At 38.4% G+C, this 18,017-nt stretch carries 17 protein-coding genes; 7 read left to right on the top strand and 10 right to left on the bottom strand.

Translation table 11 applies throughout. From position 1 onward, the window contains the following. Positions 1-600 precede the first annotated feature (600 nt). Genes BEN71_RS07735 through trpC form a run of 3 tightly spaced genes read left to right on the top strand, consistent with a single transcriptional unit; the run spans position 601 to position 3,076 of the window. Positions 601-1,185 carry an anthranilate synthase component II gene (locus BEN71_RS07735; RefSeq protein WP_068976100.1) on the top strand — a complete coding sequence of 195 codons (585 nt, stop codon included), beginning with the start codon at positions 601-603 and terminating at the stop codon, positions 1,183-1,185. A gap of 7 nt (positions 1,186-1,192) precedes the next feature. After that, a complete protein-coding gene (gene trpD / locus BEN71_RS07730) occupies positions 1,193-2,239 on the top strand; it encodes an anthranilate phosphoribosyltransferase (RefSeq protein WP_068976101.1) in 1,047 nt (348 codons plus the stop codon). A gap of 30 nt (positions 2,240-2,269) precedes the next feature. Continuing rightward, a complete protein-coding gene (gene trpC, locus BEN71_RS07725; RefSeq protein ID WP_068976102.1) occupies positions 2,270-3,076 on the top strand; it encodes an indole-3-glycerol phosphate synthase TrpC in 807 nt (268 codons plus the stop codon). 94 nt (positions 3,077-3,170) lie between these two features. Here trpC and BEN71_RS07720 read toward each other — a convergent pair whose 3' ends face one another. Then, on the bottom strand, positions 3,171-3,950 hold the full coding sequence (locus tag BEN71_RS07720; RefSeq protein WP_068976103.1) for a tetratricopeptide repeat protein: 780 nt from the start codon (positions 3,948-3,950) through the stop codon (positions 3,171-3,173). 166 nt (positions 3,951-4,116) lie between these two features. Between BEN71_RS07720 and BEN71_RS07715 the strand changes: the two genes are divergently transcribed. The 3 genes from BEN71_RS07715 to BEN71_RS07705 all read left to right on the top strand — a co-directional run bounded on the left by BEN71_RS07715 (position 4,117) and on the right by BEN71_RS07705 (position 5,941). After that, complete coding sequence (locus BEN71_RS07715; RefSeq protein WP_068976104.1) at positions 4,117-4,818, top strand: Smr/MutS family protein; 702 nt, start codon at positions 4,117-4,119, stop codon at positions 4,816-4,818. Between the two features lie 127 nt (positions 4,819-4,945). After that, positions 4,946-5,494: a GTP cyclohydrolase I FolE gene (folE, locus tag BEN71_RS07710; protein WP_171405017.1), complete on the top strand. Its 549-nt coding sequence runs from the start codon at positions 4,946-4,948 to the stop codon at positions 5,492-5,494. Between the two features lie 87 nt (positions 5,495-5,581). Then, complete coding sequence (locus BEN71_RS07705) at positions 5,582-5,941, top strand: cupin domain-containing protein (protein ID WP_068976106.1); 360 nt, start codon at positions 5,582-5,584, stop codon at positions 5,939-5,941. Positions 5,942-5,963: 22 nt separating this feature from the next. Here BEN71_RS07705 and BEN71_RS07700 read toward each other — a convergent pair whose 3' ends face one another. After that, on the bottom strand, positions 5,964-6,416 hold the full coding sequence (locus tag BEN71_RS07700) for a hypothetical protein (protein WP_086322718.1): 453 nt from the start codon (positions 6,414-6,416) through the stop codon (positions 5,964-5,966). An 80-nt stretch (positions 6,417-6,496) separates the two neighbouring features. On the opposite strand from BEN71_RS07700, the gene BEN71_RS07695 reads away from it, so the two are divergent. Then, a complete protein-coding gene (locus BEN71_RS07695) occupies positions 6,497-7,243 on the top strand; it encodes a hypothetical protein (protein ID WP_068976108.1) in 747 nt (248 codons plus the stop codon). Between the two features lie 94 nt (positions 7,244-7,337). Here the strand turns inward: BEN71_RS07695 and BEN71_RS07690 are convergent, their stop codons facing one another. The 8 genes from BEN71_RS07690 to BEN71_RS07660 all read right to left on the bottom strand — a co-directional run bounded on the left by BEN71_RS07690 (position 7,338) and on the right by BEN71_RS07660 (position 17,939). Further along, complete coding sequence (locus BEN71_RS07690) at positions 7,338-8,231, bottom strand: metal-dependent hydrolase (protein WP_068976109.1); 894 nt, start codon at positions 8,229-8,231, stop codon at positions 7,338-7,340. A 136-nt stretch (positions 8,232-8,367) separates the two neighbouring features. Then, the gene (locus tag BEN71_RS19445; RefSeq protein ID WP_264757110.1) at positions 8,368-9,102 is read right to left on the bottom strand and encodes a thiolase C-terminal domain-containing protein; all 735 of its coding nucleotides are present in this window, start codon (positions 9,100-9,102) and stop codon (positions 8,368-8,370) included. Positions 9,103-9,132: 30 nt separating this feature from the next. Further along, positions 9,133-9,549: a thiolase family protein gene (locus BEN71_RS19440; RefSeq protein ID WP_264757109.1), complete on the bottom strand. Its 417-nt coding sequence runs from the start codon at positions 9,547-9,549 to the stop codon at positions 9,133-9,135. A gap of 333 nt (positions 9,550-9,882) precedes the next feature. Further along, entirely contained in the window at positions 9,883-12,897 is a 3,015-nt protein-coding gene (locus BEN71_RS07680) for a peroxisomal multifunctional enzyme type 2 (protein ID WP_068976110.1), read from the bottom strand. 236 nt (positions 12,898-13,133) lie between these two features. After that, the gene (locus BEN71_RS07675; protein WP_068976111.1) at positions 13,134-14,309 is read right to left on the bottom strand and encodes an acyl-CoA dehydrogenase family protein; all 1,176 of its coding nucleotides are present in this window, start codon (positions 14,307-14,309) and stop codon (positions 13,134-13,136) included. Between the two features lie 249 nt (positions 14,310-14,558). Further along, positions 14,559-15,383: a PoNe immunity protein domain-containing protein gene (locus BEN71_RS07670; protein ID WP_068976112.1), complete on the bottom strand. Its 825-nt coding sequence runs from the start codon at positions 15,381-15,383 to the stop codon at positions 14,559-14,561. 18 nt (positions 15,384-15,401) lie between these two features. After that, the gene (locus BEN71_RS07665; protein WP_068976113.1) at positions 15,402-17,303 is read right to left on the bottom strand and encodes an Lnb N-terminal periplasmic domain-containing protein; all 1,902 of its coding nucleotides are present in this window, start codon (positions 17,301-17,303) and stop codon (positions 15,402-15,404) included. A 165-nt stretch (positions 17,304-17,468) separates the two neighbouring features. Further along, positions 17,469-17,939: a DUF3015 family protein gene (locus BEN71_RS07660; protein WP_068976114.1), complete on the bottom strand. Its 471-nt coding sequence runs from the start codon at positions 17,937-17,939 to the stop codon at positions 17,469-17,471. Positions 17,940-18,017 lie beyond the last annotated feature (78 nt).

Genomic DNA, 18,017 nt, shown 5'->3' with positions numbered 1-18,017 from the left:
AAAATCAAAAAAAATATACAAGCTAAAAAACACTTTTAACTCTATAAAATACGATAATATAATAATATATATTAAAAAAATAGATTAATAACTTCAATAAAATATATTAAATTAAAAAATAATATCCTGCATTAAACAAATCATTAATTTTAATTATTAAATCGAAATTAAAAATAAAACTATAATAAATTTACTTATTCTTTATAAACACACTTATTATTTAAATTAAATAAACACATTTAACTTATTAAACAAAATTAATTAAAAAGTAATCAAAATTAAATCTGTGTCACTATTCCCTGCTTTGCGATAAAAACACTAATATGAATCAGATGCTGTGTAAAATCTTAGTCTTTGAATTTTTGCTATTCCAACCTCATCTATCTAACTTCACTTGCGTATAGTTTTTGAACCAAAGTTTCCCCTTAACCGTATTGAAATACGCACACAGCAGGACTTAGTTTTGCTATGATAATGCGGTATTTACTATTTCATCCGGCTCATGATCGTAAAATCTGAGAAAACCCGCGTGGAATAGTCAATTATTATCTGACAATTAAGCACAATTTAGTGCGTACATTTCTATAGGTTAATGAGCTCATGCTTCTGATGATCGACAATTACGATAGCTTTACTTATAACATCGTCCAATATTTTGGCGAGTTAAATCAAGAAGTGAAAGTTGTTCGCAATGATGCCGTGACTTTAGAGGATATTGAGCGATGGCAACCAAAGTATTTAGTGATTGGTCCTGGTCCTTGCTCACCGTCTGAAGCGGGTATTTCTATTCCTGCAATTCAGCATTTTGCTGGAAAGATTCCAACGCTAGGTGTCTGTTTAGGACATCAGGCAATTGGACAAGCTTTTGGTGGCGATATTATTCGTGCCAAAACTGTGATGCATGGGCGTTTGTCTGATATGTATCATAGTAACACAGGCATTTTCAGTAACTTACCTTCTCCATTTTCAGCAACACGCTATCATTCATTGGTGATTGATCAAGCGACTGTACCTGAATCTTTGGAGGTGACTTGCTGGACCAATCAAGCCGATGGTTCTATGGAAGAAATCATGGGTGTTAAACATAAGACATTGCCTGTCGAAGGCGTGCAGTTTCATCCTGAATCAATCTTGAGCCAACATGGTCACCAAATCTTTAAAAACTTCTTAGAAATTTATGCGTAGTTAAAAAATGAATATTCAACAAGCTTTAAATAATGTCACTAAAAATATTGAACTCACTCAACCGCAGATGGAAGAAGTGATGCGTACCATCATGAGTGGTGAAGCGACAGATGCCCAAATCGGTGCATTGATGATGGGTTTACGTTTAAAAGGTGAAAGTATTGACGAGATCACAGCCGCTGCACGCGTGATGCGTGAGTTTGCGATTAAAATTGATGTCAGTGATATTCCTTATTTGATTGATATTGTCGGTACAGGCGGTGATGGTCAAAACCTGTTTAACGTTTCTACTGCATCTTCTTTTGTGATTGCTGCCGCAGGTGCAACCATTGCCAAACATGGTAATCGTGGTGTGTCTTCTAAATCAGGTTCTTCTGATCTATTAGAACAAGCGGGTATTAATCTTGATCTAAATATGCAACAAACCGAACGTTGTATCCGTGAAATGGGCGTGGGTTTCCTATTTGCACCCAATCATCATAAAGCCATGAAATATGCTGCGGGCCCACGTAAGGAATTGGGTTTCCGTAGCATTTTCAATTTACTTGGCCCGCTTACGAATCCGGCTGGGGTGAAACGTTTTGTGATTGGTGTGTTTTCAACTGAACTTTGCCGCCCAATGGCTGAAGTGTTAAAACAACTCGGTGCTGAACATGTAATGGTGGTTCATTCACGTGATGGTTTAGATGAAATTAGTCTTGCATCTGCGACTTATGTGGCTGAACTGAAAGATGGCGAAGTCACTGAATGGATGATTCAGCCTGAAGATGTCGATATTGAATCGCAAACATTAACAGGTTTAGCCGTAGATAGCGCTGCTGAAAGCTTGGCATTAATTAAAGATGCTTTGGGTAAGAAAAAATCACCGAAAGGCGAAAAAGCAGCAAGTATGATCGCACTCAATGCGGGCGCAGGCATCTATGTTTCAGGTTTAACCAATACCTACAAACAAGGTGTAGCTTTGGCACATGACATTATCTATGGCGGTCAAGCCTTAGAAAAAATGGGCGTGTTGTCTGAATTTACCAAAACATTAAAAGAATACGAAGCTTAAGCACTTCGAAGCCGAATTAAGGAAATTATTATGGTGGATATTGCCAATACTATGCTTGGTAAAATCGTTGATCGTAAATATGAAGAGTTTGCTTCACGTTTAAAGCAACGCAGTTTGAAAGATATTGAAGAACTTGCTCAGGCGGCAACACCTGTACGTGGTTTTGCGCAGTCTTTGTACAGTAAACGTCCTGCGGTGATTGCTGAAATTAAGAAAGCATCGCCATCTAAAGGGATTATTCGTGAAAACTTTAATCCTGCGGAAATTGCACAGCAATATGAAAATGCGGGCGCTGCTTGCTTGTCGGTTTTGACAGATATCGATTTTTTTCAAGGTGCAGATGAAAATATTGAAATTGCACGCAGTCATTGTTCACTGCCTGCCCTACGTAAAGACTTTTTGATTAACCCTTATGGGGTGATCGAAGCACGTGCTTTGCATGCAGATTGTGTTTTATTGATTGTTGCGAGTTTGTCTGATCAGCAACTTGAAGAAATGTCTAAAACTGCTTTTGAGCAAAATCTAGATGTTTTGGTTGAAGTTCATGATGAAGATGAACTTGAACGTGCATTGAAATTGTCTGATCGTTGTTTATTGGGCGTGAATAATCGTAATTTAAAAACCTTTGATGTGGATTTAAACAATTCATTCCGTTTGAAAAAATTACTCGATCCATCTCGCTTACTGATCACTGAAAGTGGTATTGCCACACCTGATGATGTACGCAAAATGCAGGAACATGATATTCATGCCTTTTTGGTCGGGGAAAGTTTTATGAAACAGCCTCGCCCTGATCTTGCATTTACTGAATTGTTTGGTGTGCCTGAGAAGGTTTAAATTAGATTAGACCAAATTAATATATTCACGATGGACAAGTTTACTTGCCCATCTGAATTAAATTAAAAAAATCATCTAGCATCATTCACAATAATTATTTTTTCTCTAAACTCTCTAATTGTTCAAGGGCTTGTTTAGCCTCTAAATAACCATTTTCATAAGCTCTTTGATACCAATATTTCGCTTGAATATGATTTTCATATGTATTTAAATACAAATGAGCAAGATTATTTTGCGCATAAACAAAATTTTGATTTGCAGCCAAAGTATATAAATCTAGTGCTTTTTTTTCATCCACAACACCTGCTCTACCATCCAAATAGATATTCGCCAAATTAAATTGAGCATCTGGCAAATTTTGCTCTACTGCCTTTTGATAATATTCAATCGCTTTTTGGGTATCTTGGACTACTCCATTTCCCTTCAAATAAGCGTTTCCCAAATTATATTGAGCTCTAGCAAAACCATTATTAGCGGACAAATGGTATAATTTTACGGCTTCATTCCTATTTTTCTTAACCAATTCCCCCTTATCATAAATAATAGCTAAATTGTACTGGGCTGCTGGGAAATTTTGCTTAACAGCTTCATTTAACCAATATAAAGTCAGTTTAGGATTCTTTTCTACGCCGACTCCCTCAGAATACATACTAGCCAAATCATTTTGAGCTTTTGGAAAACCAAGTTTTGCTGACTTTTCCATATATTCAAAAGCTTTTTTTTCATCTTTCCCCCCATCTTCTCCCGAATAATATTTCACAGCTTTGTAATAAGCATCTACAGCAATTTGATCATCTTTCTTTATGCATCCTACTAAGACAAAAGAAAAAAAGATGAAAGAAATAATAAGGGCGATAGTACTTTTGAATTCCATAAATTACCTACACTCATTTTAATTTTTATCACTAGAATATCGCATTCTAATTGTGCAAATCTTCTCATTGAATACAATACTAAACCATGTATGTATTTCAGTTCAATTTTCCTTAAATTCAGACTATAATTCATAGTAAATTTGGTCATTTACTGTTTTTGCAAATATGAGTAATTCAGATTCACCTTTCTCAAAATCACAGCTCGATTTATTAAAACAATTCAAAAAACAAATCACTCATCCACATTCTTCCAAAGTGGCATCACAGCCTGAGCCGAAGAAAAAACAAGAAGTCGCACCTGAAGAAATCAGCGATGCCGATTTATTTAAAACGGCGTTAGGCGGTGTGAAGAAAATTGACAATAGTAATATTGCCAAAATTGAACGGACAAATATTCGTAAAAAACCTGATGCCAAAACTTTAGCTAAACGTGCTGCCGCTGAAGGTGCATTTGAAACTGATGATGCAGAACTCTCTGATACTCAAGCAGTTTTAAACCCTGTCGCAAGTCAGGCAGCCTTGAGCTATCGCATTGCGACTTTACAGCACAAAGTTTTTGAAGATTTAAAAGCGGGTAATCTCCGTTGGTTCGAAGCGGTGGACTTGCATGGTTGTACGGTTGAAGATGCGCGTTCTGCTGTCTTACAAATCATTCAGATCGCGAAAGAAGAGAACCAAAACGTAATTAAAATCGTACATGGCAAAGGACCTGATGCGATTCTCAAAACCTATGTCAATGGTTGGTTACGTCAGCATCGTGATGTATTGGCATTTGTCAGTGCGCCTGAAAAACAAGGTGGTACAGGTGCGGTTTTAGTGCTTCTAAAACGTGCTGAAAAAAATCCAAAATTTAATTCAACACCTTAACCATTTATTTTCAAAGCTAATCACTCTCCTAAGTGACGGTTTATCTTATAGATAGCAAAAAATATGGTTTTTTCTGCTACAATGCCGTCCTTGTTCGAACCGTTATAAGTGAACACGTTTTATGTCTATGCAGCAATCCTACGCAAATATTTTAACTGCCGTTGGTGAAGACCTCGATCGTCCAGGTCTAAAAGATACGCCTATGCGTGCGGCTAAAGCTTTTTCGTACTTGACGTCTGGCTATAGCAAAACACTTGAAGAAGTGACCAATAATGCGGTCTTCCCTTCTGACAATGACGAAATGGTGTTAGTAAAAAATATCGAATTTTATTCGTTATGTGAGCACCATTTATTGCCATTTCATGGTCGTGTGCATATTGCCTATTTACCATCAGGTAATGTTTTAGGTCTGTCTAAATTTGCCCGTATCACTGAAATGTTTGCTCGTCGTTTGCAAATTCAAGAACAACTCACCAAGCAAATTGCCGATGCAGTTGCAGAAGTGACTAATGCTCGCGGTGTTGCCGTAGTGATTGATTCTGCACACATGTGTATGATGATGCGCGGTGTAAGTAAACAAGAATCCACAACCCGTACTGTGTCTTTTGTTGGTGATTTTAAAACGGATAAAGAAGCACGTCGTGAATTTTTATCGGCTGTACCTGAAGCACACTAAGATTTAGCAATACTGTTCGAAGCCTCAATTTTATTGGGGCTTTGTTTTATCAGTGCAATAAAAAAATATAGCAATCAGGATCATGTAATGACAAATTTATATTTAGCAGGTCAAGGTTTAGCACACAGTGAAACGACTGTAGATTACCCACGTCCTGATCGTTTGGTAAATGGCAATCCAAAACGCTTAACCCAAAGTTTATATGAACACCCCAATATGAATTGTGGAATTTGGCAATGTGAAGTTGGTGCTTGGAATATTGTATTTGCAAACAATAAGCAGGAGTTTTTCAATATTATTGAAGGTATTGTCCGTATTCATGATGCAGAAAATAATACGTTTATTGAGGTCAAAGCAGGTGAAGCAGGCGTAATTCCGCCCTCATTTAAAGGCACTTTTGAAGTGGTTGAAGCGGTGAAAAAATATTTTGTTGTGGTCGATGCTTAAGTTTAACAATACTTCAAATCAGTTATTCATAAATTCCTTTCGTCACTAAATAGTTTTGAGATAGCTCTATTTCTTCACGATAGGAGTTTGCCAATCCTAAGCTTTCATTTTCAAGAAATGAATTGATAAAATATATCCAATCATCATCATTTAAATCAATCGCATGATGAATCACCCGATTTAATGCAGGTTTTAGAATACGAATATCCAATTGCGGTAAATAAGCATAAAGCACTCGACTCCCCAACCAATTCAAATCCATAAAACCTTCAAGCAAATGATCAATATTTTCTTCAATCATTTCAAGTGGAAGATAAGGTAGCATCATCGCTATATTTTCCCATTGCTTTCCACCATTGGGATCAATCAAACTTTTAAATTCTAAAGGATTCTTTCTCAATAAGTCTGCAATTTCGATTAAATGATAAATATCCAAGACTTGTTCATTGAGTTGTTGTTTTATTTCAATATTCATACATTTATCATTCATCTTTTCATGCACTCTTTTTCGTAGATCATATAATTAACCTAGCCGATCAGACAGTATAATTTTCTATGAAAAAAATCATTTTAAGTCTACTCCTTCTCAGTAGTCATGCTGCTTTTGCAGATAATCTTAACTCGACTGAACAAAAAGAAATTCAAGACATCATCAATCTGTTTAAGAAAAACGATCAAAATGCAATTGCAAACAGTATTCGTTATCCCTTGATTCGTGAAGAACCGATTCCAAGTATTGATAATAAAGCACAGATGAAACAACGCTTTAACCAAGTCTTTGATCAGAAGTTAGTGAAGAATATCGCCAACTCAAAACTCTCACAATGGCAAAGTGTCGGTTGGCGTGGCATCATGCTAGATAGCGGTACTGTTTGGATCAGTGACAAACAAATCACTGCAGTAAATTATAGTAGCGATGCTGAACAACGTTATAAAAATCAAATTATTGCCAAACAAAAAAATAATTTACATCCATCACTCAAAACATTTAAAGCACCTGAATTACAATTTAAAACTTCAAAATTCCAAGTTCGAATTGATCAAATGAACAATGGAAAATATCGTTATGCGTCATGGGGACGTAACCAAGCTCAAATTCAAAAGCCTGACTTGATTTTAAATAATGGACAAATTGTTATGGATGGTTCAGGTGGCAATCATAACTTTATTTTTAAAAGCGGTGCTTATCAATACATCGTCTATAGAAATATTTTAGGAACAGATGAAACACCTGATGTCACATTAGAAGTAACAAAGAATGGGAAAAACGTTTTGTCACACGCAGGGACATTATTCAAATAACTCAACATTTTCCAATAAAAAACACAGGCTATTTAGACCTGTGTTTTTCAATCATTTTTCAATCATTTTTCAATCATTTTTCAATCATTGGAGATTAAGATACTTTTTTATGTTTAGCCGCTGTTGCATCAGCCAATTGATAAATTAAATCTTGTAAAGCCATCATTTTTTCACGGTTATCGTGATCCCAAGGATGATAATTCGGGCGGAAATAATCAATATAATTGCCCAATTGCCTACGCAATGCACCCACTTCACCAAAGGTATATTTATACGCTTTTTTCCAACTTGGAAGATCTGTCAATTTTTTCTCATCAATTACGATTTTGGTAAATACAGGCAGTACAAAACCCCAAAACACGATAGTTGCAGCGACTAAACCAAAGCTACGCAATAAATAAGCATAGATCCCCTGACCCATTGCTGTATTCCAAACATCATAAGCTACAGCTTTATGTTCAGTTTCCTCAAAAGCATGCCAACGCCAAATGTTGGCATAATGTTCTTCTGCACCATCAAATAATTCAGGAATTTGCAACACAGAGTCTGCGAGCAACGCTGTAAAATGTTCAAGTGCAATGGTTGCACTAAGCGAATATGATGCAGGTAAATGCTTTTTCATTAAACCAAATACACCAAGTACAAAGCTTTCAAACTTCGGCGCAATCGGATTTCGTGCAAACAAAGCACTGTTATAGTCTTCATGCTCACGACCATGCATGGCTTCTTGACCAATAAATGCAGTCACCGCTTTTTTAAGTTCAGGGTCTTCAACCAAATCACGATGCGCACGTACTGCATCAATAAAGAATCGCTCACCAATTGGCAAAACAATGGAGAAAGTATTCAATAATGCAGTAAAAATCGGTCCCGCTTCTGTATGCCAATCTGCGATACGATCTGCAGGTAAGTCAAAACGGATATCACGGCGAATTGGTAATGGCTCATGATAAACCGTAGATTTAATAAATTTCTGTAGAATACCCATAGCTGAATCCTGTCTATATTTATTTGAATTGACGTGATGTCCTTAACAAAATTGTACCCGTATGGGTACAATTCGCTATGTCATTTCAACTCATTTCCATGTCATGAAAATCCATTTTGCTGAATTTGATGCAGTTTTAATCACGGCGATACATGGTAATGACACACGCTCCACCCAAGCCGAGGTTATGTTGTAAAGCGATTCGGGCATTTTGAACTTGACGCTGATCGGCTGTACCACGTAATTGCCACACCAATTCAGTACATTGCGCCAAGCCTGTTGCACCCAATGGATGCCCTTTAGACAATAAGCCACCTGATGGGTTGGTGACATATTTACCACCATAGGTATTGTCTGCATCCCAAATGAATTTTTCAGCTTCACCCTCAGGACAAAGCCCCAAAGCCTCGTAGGTGAGCAATTCATTAGCCGTAAAACAGTCATGTAATTCAATTACATCGACATCTTCTGCACCGATGCCCGCCGCTTCATAGACTTGATTTGCAGCTTGTTTGGTCATGTCATAGCCAACCATTTTTATCATGCTTTGTTCTTCAAAACTCGAGGCATAATCGGTGGTCATTGACTGCGCTGCGATATAAACAGGATTGGAAATACCATGCTTTTTGGCAAATTCGTCAGAACATAAAATGACTGCACCTGCACCACAAGTTGGCGGACAACATTGAAAACGGGTCAATGGATCGAAGACATTGTCCGATGCCATGATTTCCTCTAATGACAGCACTTGACCAAATAAGGCATAAGGATTGTTACTCGCATGTTTACGGGCTTTGACTGCAATCTGTCCAAAGGTTTCTTTTTTCGTGCCGTATTTCCAACGGTACTCACGCCCTGCGCCACCAAACATTTGTGCCGCAGGCGGTGCAGAATTGAAACCTTATACATTTAACATCACTTGCGCATGTTGACCCATCGGTGGTTCACGGTCATTGAATTTTGCACCCAATGCGCCCTTTTCCATCTTCTCAAAACCGAGTGCGAGTACACATTCAGCCAATCCACCTTCTATGGCTTGACGGGCAAGAAATAAAGCACTTGAACCTGTAGAGCAGTTATTATTCACATTGACAATCGGCACACCTGTTAATCCAAGTTCATAAGCTGCACGCTGTCCACAGGTCGAATCACCATACACATAGCCTGCAAAAACTTGTTCGATTTCATTGTATTGAATATTGGCATCCTGTAAGGCTTTTTGCCCTGCTTCCTTTGCCATTTCATAATATTCAGCACTTGCACCTGGTTTGGCGAATTTGGTCATGCCGACACCAATTACATTGACACGTCTTTTCATTTTTATACCCTGATTTGATTTATTTTTTATTCCATTATCAATTAATATTTATTTAACTTTGATAATGGAATGTCCATTCGATAATTTTTTTGGTGACTCATTTAGAACTTATGAATCAACAATCCTTTTAATTTAAATACTCATATTGAAGTCGCGTTAGGCGACATGGATGTCGCCGTTGGGTGTGAGGAGTAAAACTCCGCAAGAGGACGTACCTCTCACCCAACAATAGATTTTTGTTACTTTTCATCTTTGAAAAGTAAGGCATCGCCTACGCAAATCAATTTAAACTTTGTACAGCTCATTGTGGCAGTGCTTTCAACTCAATAATCATCAAGCCAAATTCTGCAAAAACTGCATCTGATGCACCAAACGAATATCACCATCCACCACTACATCACCATGCTGATACAAGTCACGAATCTCACGCTGACTTGAAACCAACTCTGCCAAATGATGATCAGACAAGGTCAAAGTCACATCAGCATTGGCATCGCTACCCTGTTGCACACTGCCATTGGCTAAATTCACTGTCCATGACTCATTCGGTTCAGTAATGTTAAATTGATAAGAGTGGTTAGCATTACTTTCACCTTGCAAACGATTTTGCAGAGCCGTGAAAATCTCAGGTGCTTTTGCCACTTTGGCTGTACTTGTCGGTGCTGCCGCAGCCTGTGTTGTATCACCCGAAGCCACACGTGTATCACGAGCCTGATCAATCAACTTTTTGTCCATATCTTGTAGAACGATCAATTTATTGGATGCCATCACATTGCCACCAATTTTTAGCTGACCACCAAAGAACAACTTTTGTACATCGGCAAGTGAGCCATTAAACACGGTTGGCACATGCTCTTCATCCATTTCAAGGCTTACATCAGGATTGGCAACTTCACCAGCACCTGCACTGCCTGCACCATTTTTCAGGTCGATAAACCACAATGACTCAGGATTTTTCAGTTTGAATTGGAATGAAGTTTTGGTTTTATCAACAATCCCTGCTGTATTTATAATATGTTGATTTACCGCAGTAAAGACATCGGCAAGCGTGATCTCCGTATTTACTGTAGATGCAGAATCCGTTGAACTATCGGATGATCCTGCATTACTGCCATTGGCAATACGTTGATTTTTCGCCTCAGCAAATAATTTAGAATCAATCTCTTGCAATACAATCAGCTTATTGGAAGCCATGACATTGCCGCCAATTTTCAACTGACCGCCAAAGAACAATTTTTGTACATCTGCCAATGAACTTGTCACCACCGTTTCAAGATGTTCCTCATCCATTTCAAGTGTCACATCAGCATTGGCAATTTCACCTTGCGTACATGAACCTGCGCCATTTTTCAGATCAAGCGTCCACATTGAATCAGGATTTTTGAGTTTGAATAAGAATGAAGTCTTGGTTTTATCCACCAATTCAGGATGATGTGCAACATATTCTGCAATCACTTTAAACACATCTTTAGCAATTAAACGATCAGGCTCATTAGAAGTCTGTACTGCCTGAACAGATGCTTGCTCAGTTTTTGCTTTGGCTTTTGCCTTAGGAATTTCTGTATATAATTCAATGGCAGCATTCTTAATCACCACTTCATTACGTTCTTTCACCCACGTTTCAAAAATGATTTTGGTATCCGATTCTTTCCACATTTTGGTGACAAGGGTATCGCCCGGATAGACACTCTTGGCAAAACGGACTTTGATACTTTTGAAATAACGTCCATCATTATTGCTAAAGGCTTTAATCACATGGCGACCACTAAAACCAAAAGTACATAAGCCATGTAAAATTGGACGATCAAAACCAAAAGCTTTGGCAAATGCAGGATCTGCGTGCAAAGGATTCCAATCGCCTGATAAACGATACAACAGCGTTTGATTGACATCGGTTTTTTCTTCAATCACAGCATCAGGTTCGCGCTCAGGTGCAACATTGATTTCTGTTGAATCACCACGATCACCGCCCCAACCACCTGCGCCTCGGACAAATGCGGTCATTTCGTTGTAAATGAGTTCTTCACCATTTTCATCTTTAGACGAAATTGCAAAAGTCACCACTGCATTTGGATCTTTGTCATAGGCACTTTTTAGGGTAAATGTATGCTGTAACTTGGCATGTGGCGGTAAAGGTCGTTTAATTTCAGTATATTGCTCACCATGTAGCACACGGTCGAAGCCATAATTCATACCCGGAAGTGAAACGCCCTGTTTTGCCATTTGCAACATGGCATTCATTTGTGGCATCACGCCATAAGTTGGAAAGGCTTGGAATTCACTGCCCAACTCATAGACATAAGCAAGTTCTGAACTGTCCAATGGATTTTGTGCCGCACCAATGCCCAATGCATAAAGCGATAAATCACGTTCATCATAAGACGATTCGATCTCAAGCTTGGCTTTGGATGCAACATCTAAGTCAATGAATTCATTACCACCCAAGTTTGGATGGTTGATGCCTTCCAAAATCGGCGTGAATGATTCTGTGGTTGAGTTTGGATGAGTTGATTCTGTGAAATCGGTAATTTTATCCCAATGACGTGCTACATCATCGACATTGAATGGGCGTTTGTTCGGAAACATATAGCCCTCTGTTCGCTCCCAACGCAGTTTGGCAACAAAGCCTGCACCGACTTCAAATAAGCCTTTATTTTCCTTACAGTCTTCATGGGCAAGCCAAGCCACCAAAGGACTCACCGCTTCAGGCTTCAGTAAAGCCAATAGATCAGGTGGCATCACCGTTTCAGTCAAACGTGACGCTGCCAAAGGGGCAATGGTATTGACGAAAATGTTTTTGCTACGACCTTCTTCGGCTAAACAGTTGGCTAATCCAAGAATACCCAATTTCGCTGCGCAATAATTGGCTTGCCCGAAGTTTCCATAAATCCCTGCTGCCGACGTGGTCATAATAATACGACCATAGCCTTTTTCACGCATGATTGGCCAAGCTGCATGTGAGACACTTTTCGAACCATTCAAATGCACACGCATGATCAGATCCCAATCCTGCTCAGTCATTTTGGCAAAACTGACATCCCGTAAAATCCCTGCATTATTAATGACAATATCTACTGTACCAAAATGATCTAATGCAGTTTGAACAATGGCTTCACCATTTTCCACCGAGTCATAATTGGCAACCGCTTCACCGCCTGCGGCACGAATTTCTTCCACGACTTGATCCGCCGCCGAAGATGACTGACCTGAACCATGTGCGCCACCACCCAAGTCATTGACCACCACTTTACAGCCTCGTGCAGCAAGGGTGAGTGCATGTTGTCGTCCTAAACCACCACCTGCACCTGTGACAATGGCTACACGTCCATCAAAACGTAATTCTGACATTTTTATTCCTTTCTTAATTATTCTCATTTAGGTTTCATGAAACAACTTATGATACACGGAGATGTCATTCGCAACTGTTTGAGGCAGGACTACACCTGTTCTATCCTGTTTCTGCGATGTATATATTCGAGATAGTTTCTGCCGAGTTTTGCCGAAACAAAAGTAGGTCGAACCAAAGGTCTATCTGAAATCTGCCAATGAAATAGTACGACTCCGTCACGATGACCTATCACTATTTAAATCGTCCGTGAAATCAACTCTTTCATGATTTCATTGGTACCACCATAAATACGATTTGGACGCATATCCAAATACGCACGGGCAATTGGATATTCCATCATATAACCATAGCCACCATGCAATTGCAGACACTCATCGACCACTTTACAGGCAAGATCAGATACCCAATATTTCGCTGTACATGCGGCTTCAATTGACAATTCATTCTTCAAAACAAGCTGCATACACTGATCAACAAACGTCCGTGCAATTTGAACTTCAGAACGCATTTCCGCCAATTTAAAACGAGTATTTTGGAATGCAGAAACAGGTTTTCCAAACGCTTTACGCTGTTTGACATACTCTACTGTACTTGCCAAAGCAAACTCTGCGCCTGCTGCACAAATGATACCAATCATCATCCGTTCCCATGCTAACTCTTTCATTAACATGATAAAGCCCATGCCTTCCATACCCAGTAAATTACTTTTTGGAATACGCACATTATCAAAGAACAATTCGCACGTATCCTGACCATGCAAACCCACTTTCTTCAATGGTTTCCCTTTGGTAAATCCTGCACGGGATGCTTCGATTATCACCAAAGATACATTCTGTGCTTCGCTCTCGCCCTTACCTGTTTTGACCGCAACCACAGCCATATCGCACAAATAACCATTGGTAATGAAAATCTTAGAACCATTGATAATATAATCATCACCATCTTCAACTGCTGTCGTACGCAAAGCTTGTAAATCAGAACCTGTCCCCGGCTCAGTCATCGCAATCGCACCCACCACCTCACCTGTTGCCATTTTCGGCAACCAATCTTGCTTTTGTTGCTCATTTCCAAAGTTGTTAATGTAATTTGCCACAATATCCGAATGTAGCGAAAAGCCTGATGCGGAATCCCCGACGCGTGCCTGTTCTTCCATCAAAATCATTGAATACAAACGATCTACACCTGAGCCACCATATTCTTCAGGCATCGTGCAACATAGCAAGCCTAATTCACCTGCCCGATTCCATAAATTACGGTCTAAATGCTGCTGCGCTGCCCATTTTTCATTGTGTGGTGCAATTTCAGTTTCAAAGAAACGCCGTGCAGTTTGACGGAATTGTTCATGTTCAGCACTGAATAAAGTGCGAGGAATCATCGGTGCGACAAGTTGTGGAATATTTAAAGCGGACATTACATTTCCTTTGAATTGGTTTTATTTTTATTCACACACCACAACTTTTTGATCATACATTGTGCTGTAGCTAACTTATGTTTTAAATTTTGTAAGCTTTTTGGTCAATTGTCAGAAGCATTGATCTTATTTTTATCGCTGGTGCATTATGCCAATCATTGGCTAAACCTGATCAACAATAGGCAAAAAATCATCAATTATTTCAATATGTAAAAATCATGCAAACTCAATAGACATGATTGCAAATTTTCAAAATGTATAAGGCATCGACTTAAAGTCTTTAAATAAAGTAGGGGCAATTTGGTAGACAGCACATAAGCCAAGCACTTCAAAACTCCATTGACCCAGTACGCTTAATTTATGAAATCGTTTCTTTTCAAAATATCGACCACTTTCTTGATCTTGAGCAATTTTGGTTAAATAGGTCGAAATTGTCTTTTCATCAACAGTGGTATTTAAAATTGAATCTAACTGTTGGTAAGGATAAGTGATCTGATAATCCTCACTGATTGAAGGATTTTCAAAATATGGATAACTCAGAATATCCAATAAACGATCATTTTGATAATGCAATAATCCATCAACGATTTTTACAACACTCTCGCCTTGATCTAACACAATAGCGCAATTGAGCAGTAATAGTGCAAAGCTATAATCAACATCTAAATTTAATGCTATCGTGCTATAGGTTTCATCTTCGGACTGGATAAATAGCAATAGATCTGCATAGGCAAACCAAAGATCTAAAATCGTATGGTAGAGTTCAGCTCTAAGCTCACGATCTACACCTAAATCATAACTCAGACGTAATAGATAAGTCATTTCAAGGCAAAAGTCTTTAAGTAGCATTGCCTGTTCAATAAAGCTATAAACATCATATTCACTAAAATCATGTTCCGTATCGAACCAAGACACTTCTGATTCTAATGTATCTTCGATCTGGCTAATAATATCTTGCCAATGTTGCATAGAACCATTTGTGGAAATATTCCACGTGCTAGGGTCTGCAATTTCGATTTGTTTAAGCTGTTGATATAATTGTTCTAAAGTCTGCTGAAAATCGATGTGATACATATTTAACTCTTAGATTCTTTAAAAATAATGCACAAAACCTAAACCAATTTTTTGCCAATCCAAATGGTTTTGTTGCTGATATTCCCAATTGATATTTAAAGAATTTTGCTTATTTAATGAATATTGCAAAGTGCTATTGAGTCTTAAATTCCACTGACTTGAATCCTGCCAATAGGGCAATTCAACTTGCACAATACTATTCAAACGATCTATCCAAAGATTTTGACAACCCACTGTCGGACCTACGCCGACTCTCCATCCTTTATCTAGAGAGCTTCCTGCTTGTAGCTGTGTCTGCAATTCTGCATAGCACAAGTGTTTTCGATCATCATCTGCAATGGTATAACCTGATTGCACTTTGCTGCTCACGACACCATGTTGCTGATGTTCACTAAATTGACCATTTTGAAGCGCTTCTTGTTGCCAACCTAATGTAAAGCCCCACGTAATCGGAGTTTTAAACGGTGTAATTGGATTGTATGAATTAACCGTAAGTAAATTCAATTCTTCAAGTTTGAGTTGATCATCACGCCATTGTGCTGTGCCATCTAAAAATAACAACTGCGTCCCTGTACGTAAGCCACCTTGAGGGTCTTTGAGTTCGTGATAAGCTTGGCGATGACCAATCTCGATATACTTTTCACCCTGCACCTCCCCCACTTCAACTGACCACTTACGTGAATCATGACTATCCACTGGATCAACTTGAGGACGCTGAGGTTCTTGGCGTTGTTTTCCAATTTGAATTTGGCTACGTAAACCCAATAACTGCCTAAAACGTGGCTGCGTAAATGTGCTATCCACTTGACGTGCAACAAATTGTAAGTACAAGTCGTCATACGCCATTTCTAAAATTTTGGCACGATCAGCTTCCGTATAACTGGCTATCGCCGATTGCATTGCACTGGGTTCTAACATCGCAACTTGATGGGCTTTTTTTGCTAAGGCATGACCATGTTGCTTTGCTTGAGAATTGAGTTGCGTTTCTAAAGCAGGACGATATACCGTTTCTTTAATCAGACCCTCTTGATCAATGGCTTTAATTGTTTGAATTGGGATTGCGGCATAAGTAAATTGTTTACGTAAATTTGAGCTTGGACGAACCAAATCAATTAAACCCAATAAACGATAGGCACAATTATCACTGACAAAATAGTATGGAAAACTGACCTTTTGCATTTCCCACATATGTTTAACCAAAAATGCTGTTTCTTCAGGATTTAAATTGAGTTCATATTCCCAGAGATCACGACTTTCAAAATCACCATATTCTTTGACTTTACGATAATATGGCATCAACGAATATTCGCCTGGATATTTACCAATCAGCCCTTTCCATGCGTAAGACCAATTGTCTTCGCTATTCACAGTAGCCGCATAATTGACCGCATAAGAAACCAAATTCAGTTCTTTTTGGTCTTTGGGATCTATACGTAATAATGTATGACCGAACATAGAGCTTGGATTACCCATAAAATCCGTGGCATAAATCAATGTAGCTTTATGGGGTTTGATTTGACTATACCATTGATCAAATTCAGGGCATTCAACTTTAGGTAATTGCGACTCGGGAATATTGAGTTGTTGCATCAGCCACTGGCTACGTGCGGGTAATCGACAACGAATCGATTGGTTTGGTTCTGCATTTTGAAATAAAGCCGCGATGTCAACATTCAGTTCATGTTGAATATTTTGTCGCCCATCTTGTGCGAGAAAATAACCAGAATAACTCACTTCACTCTGTGGTGAATCTTCTGCATAGAGTAAACGCTTCCATGTAATTTGCTGATCTATTTTTTTTTCTTTAGCAATATTTAAATAATTCTCAATGGTCTGTGGAGCTACAGCCACAGATTCCGCATAAGCATGAATGGTAGAAAACGTACTGATTACAGCTAAACTCAATGCTAAATATTTCATTCAATCGTCAATTTTTCGTTGTTATATCATGTTGATATTGGATGAATATAAATCCATTTTAAATATAATTCTCATGTTTATATTGAAAGATTCAGTATCCAATACCGTTTGTTTCATAAAATTTGGGCAAGAAAAACCCTGCAACAAGGCAGGGTTGATTCTATATTAAACGTAAGCTTTTAATACTTGATCTTGAGCCATTACTTGTTGAAGTGCTGCAAGAACTTGTTGAGAATTTTGATTTTGAGCTGAATAAATACTAGAGAAGTTTGATTTAGCGACAGCATTGAAATGCGCTTTATCTGCATCTTTGATGTTTAATAAAGAAGCCAGAACATTCAAGCTTTCACCCTGACCTACAGCCATATCACGAGCAAGTGCTTCAGAGTTTTCATTGGTAAACGTTACAGCTTGTGCAGTCACTTTACCATTGCCATTACAACCCAAAGTACCGAATGTAATACCGAGTAATTGGTTAGTAAAAATACCATTGGTCGTCGCAGCTAAAATTTTAGGAATTTTACCAGATTGACCTGCCCACACTTGTGAACCCACACCACAACCCACATCTGGATCAGCCATTGCAACACTAGAACCAGCAGCCAATACAGCAGCTAAAGCGATTTTTTTTAACATATAATTCTCCAGAATTTTCATATGTATTATTTTTAAACTCAACATATGTAAATTGTTATTTTCAATTTTGTGTAAACA

This window comes from Acinetobacter wuhouensis (assembly GCF_001696605.3).
Lineage (GTDB): Bacteria > Pseudomonadota > Gammaproteobacteria > Pseudomonadales > Moraxellaceae > Acinetobacter > Acinetobacter wuhouensis.
The sequence above is the reverse complement of the archived record's forward strand: the minus strand, read 5'-3'. Positions and strand labels throughout refer to the sequence as shown.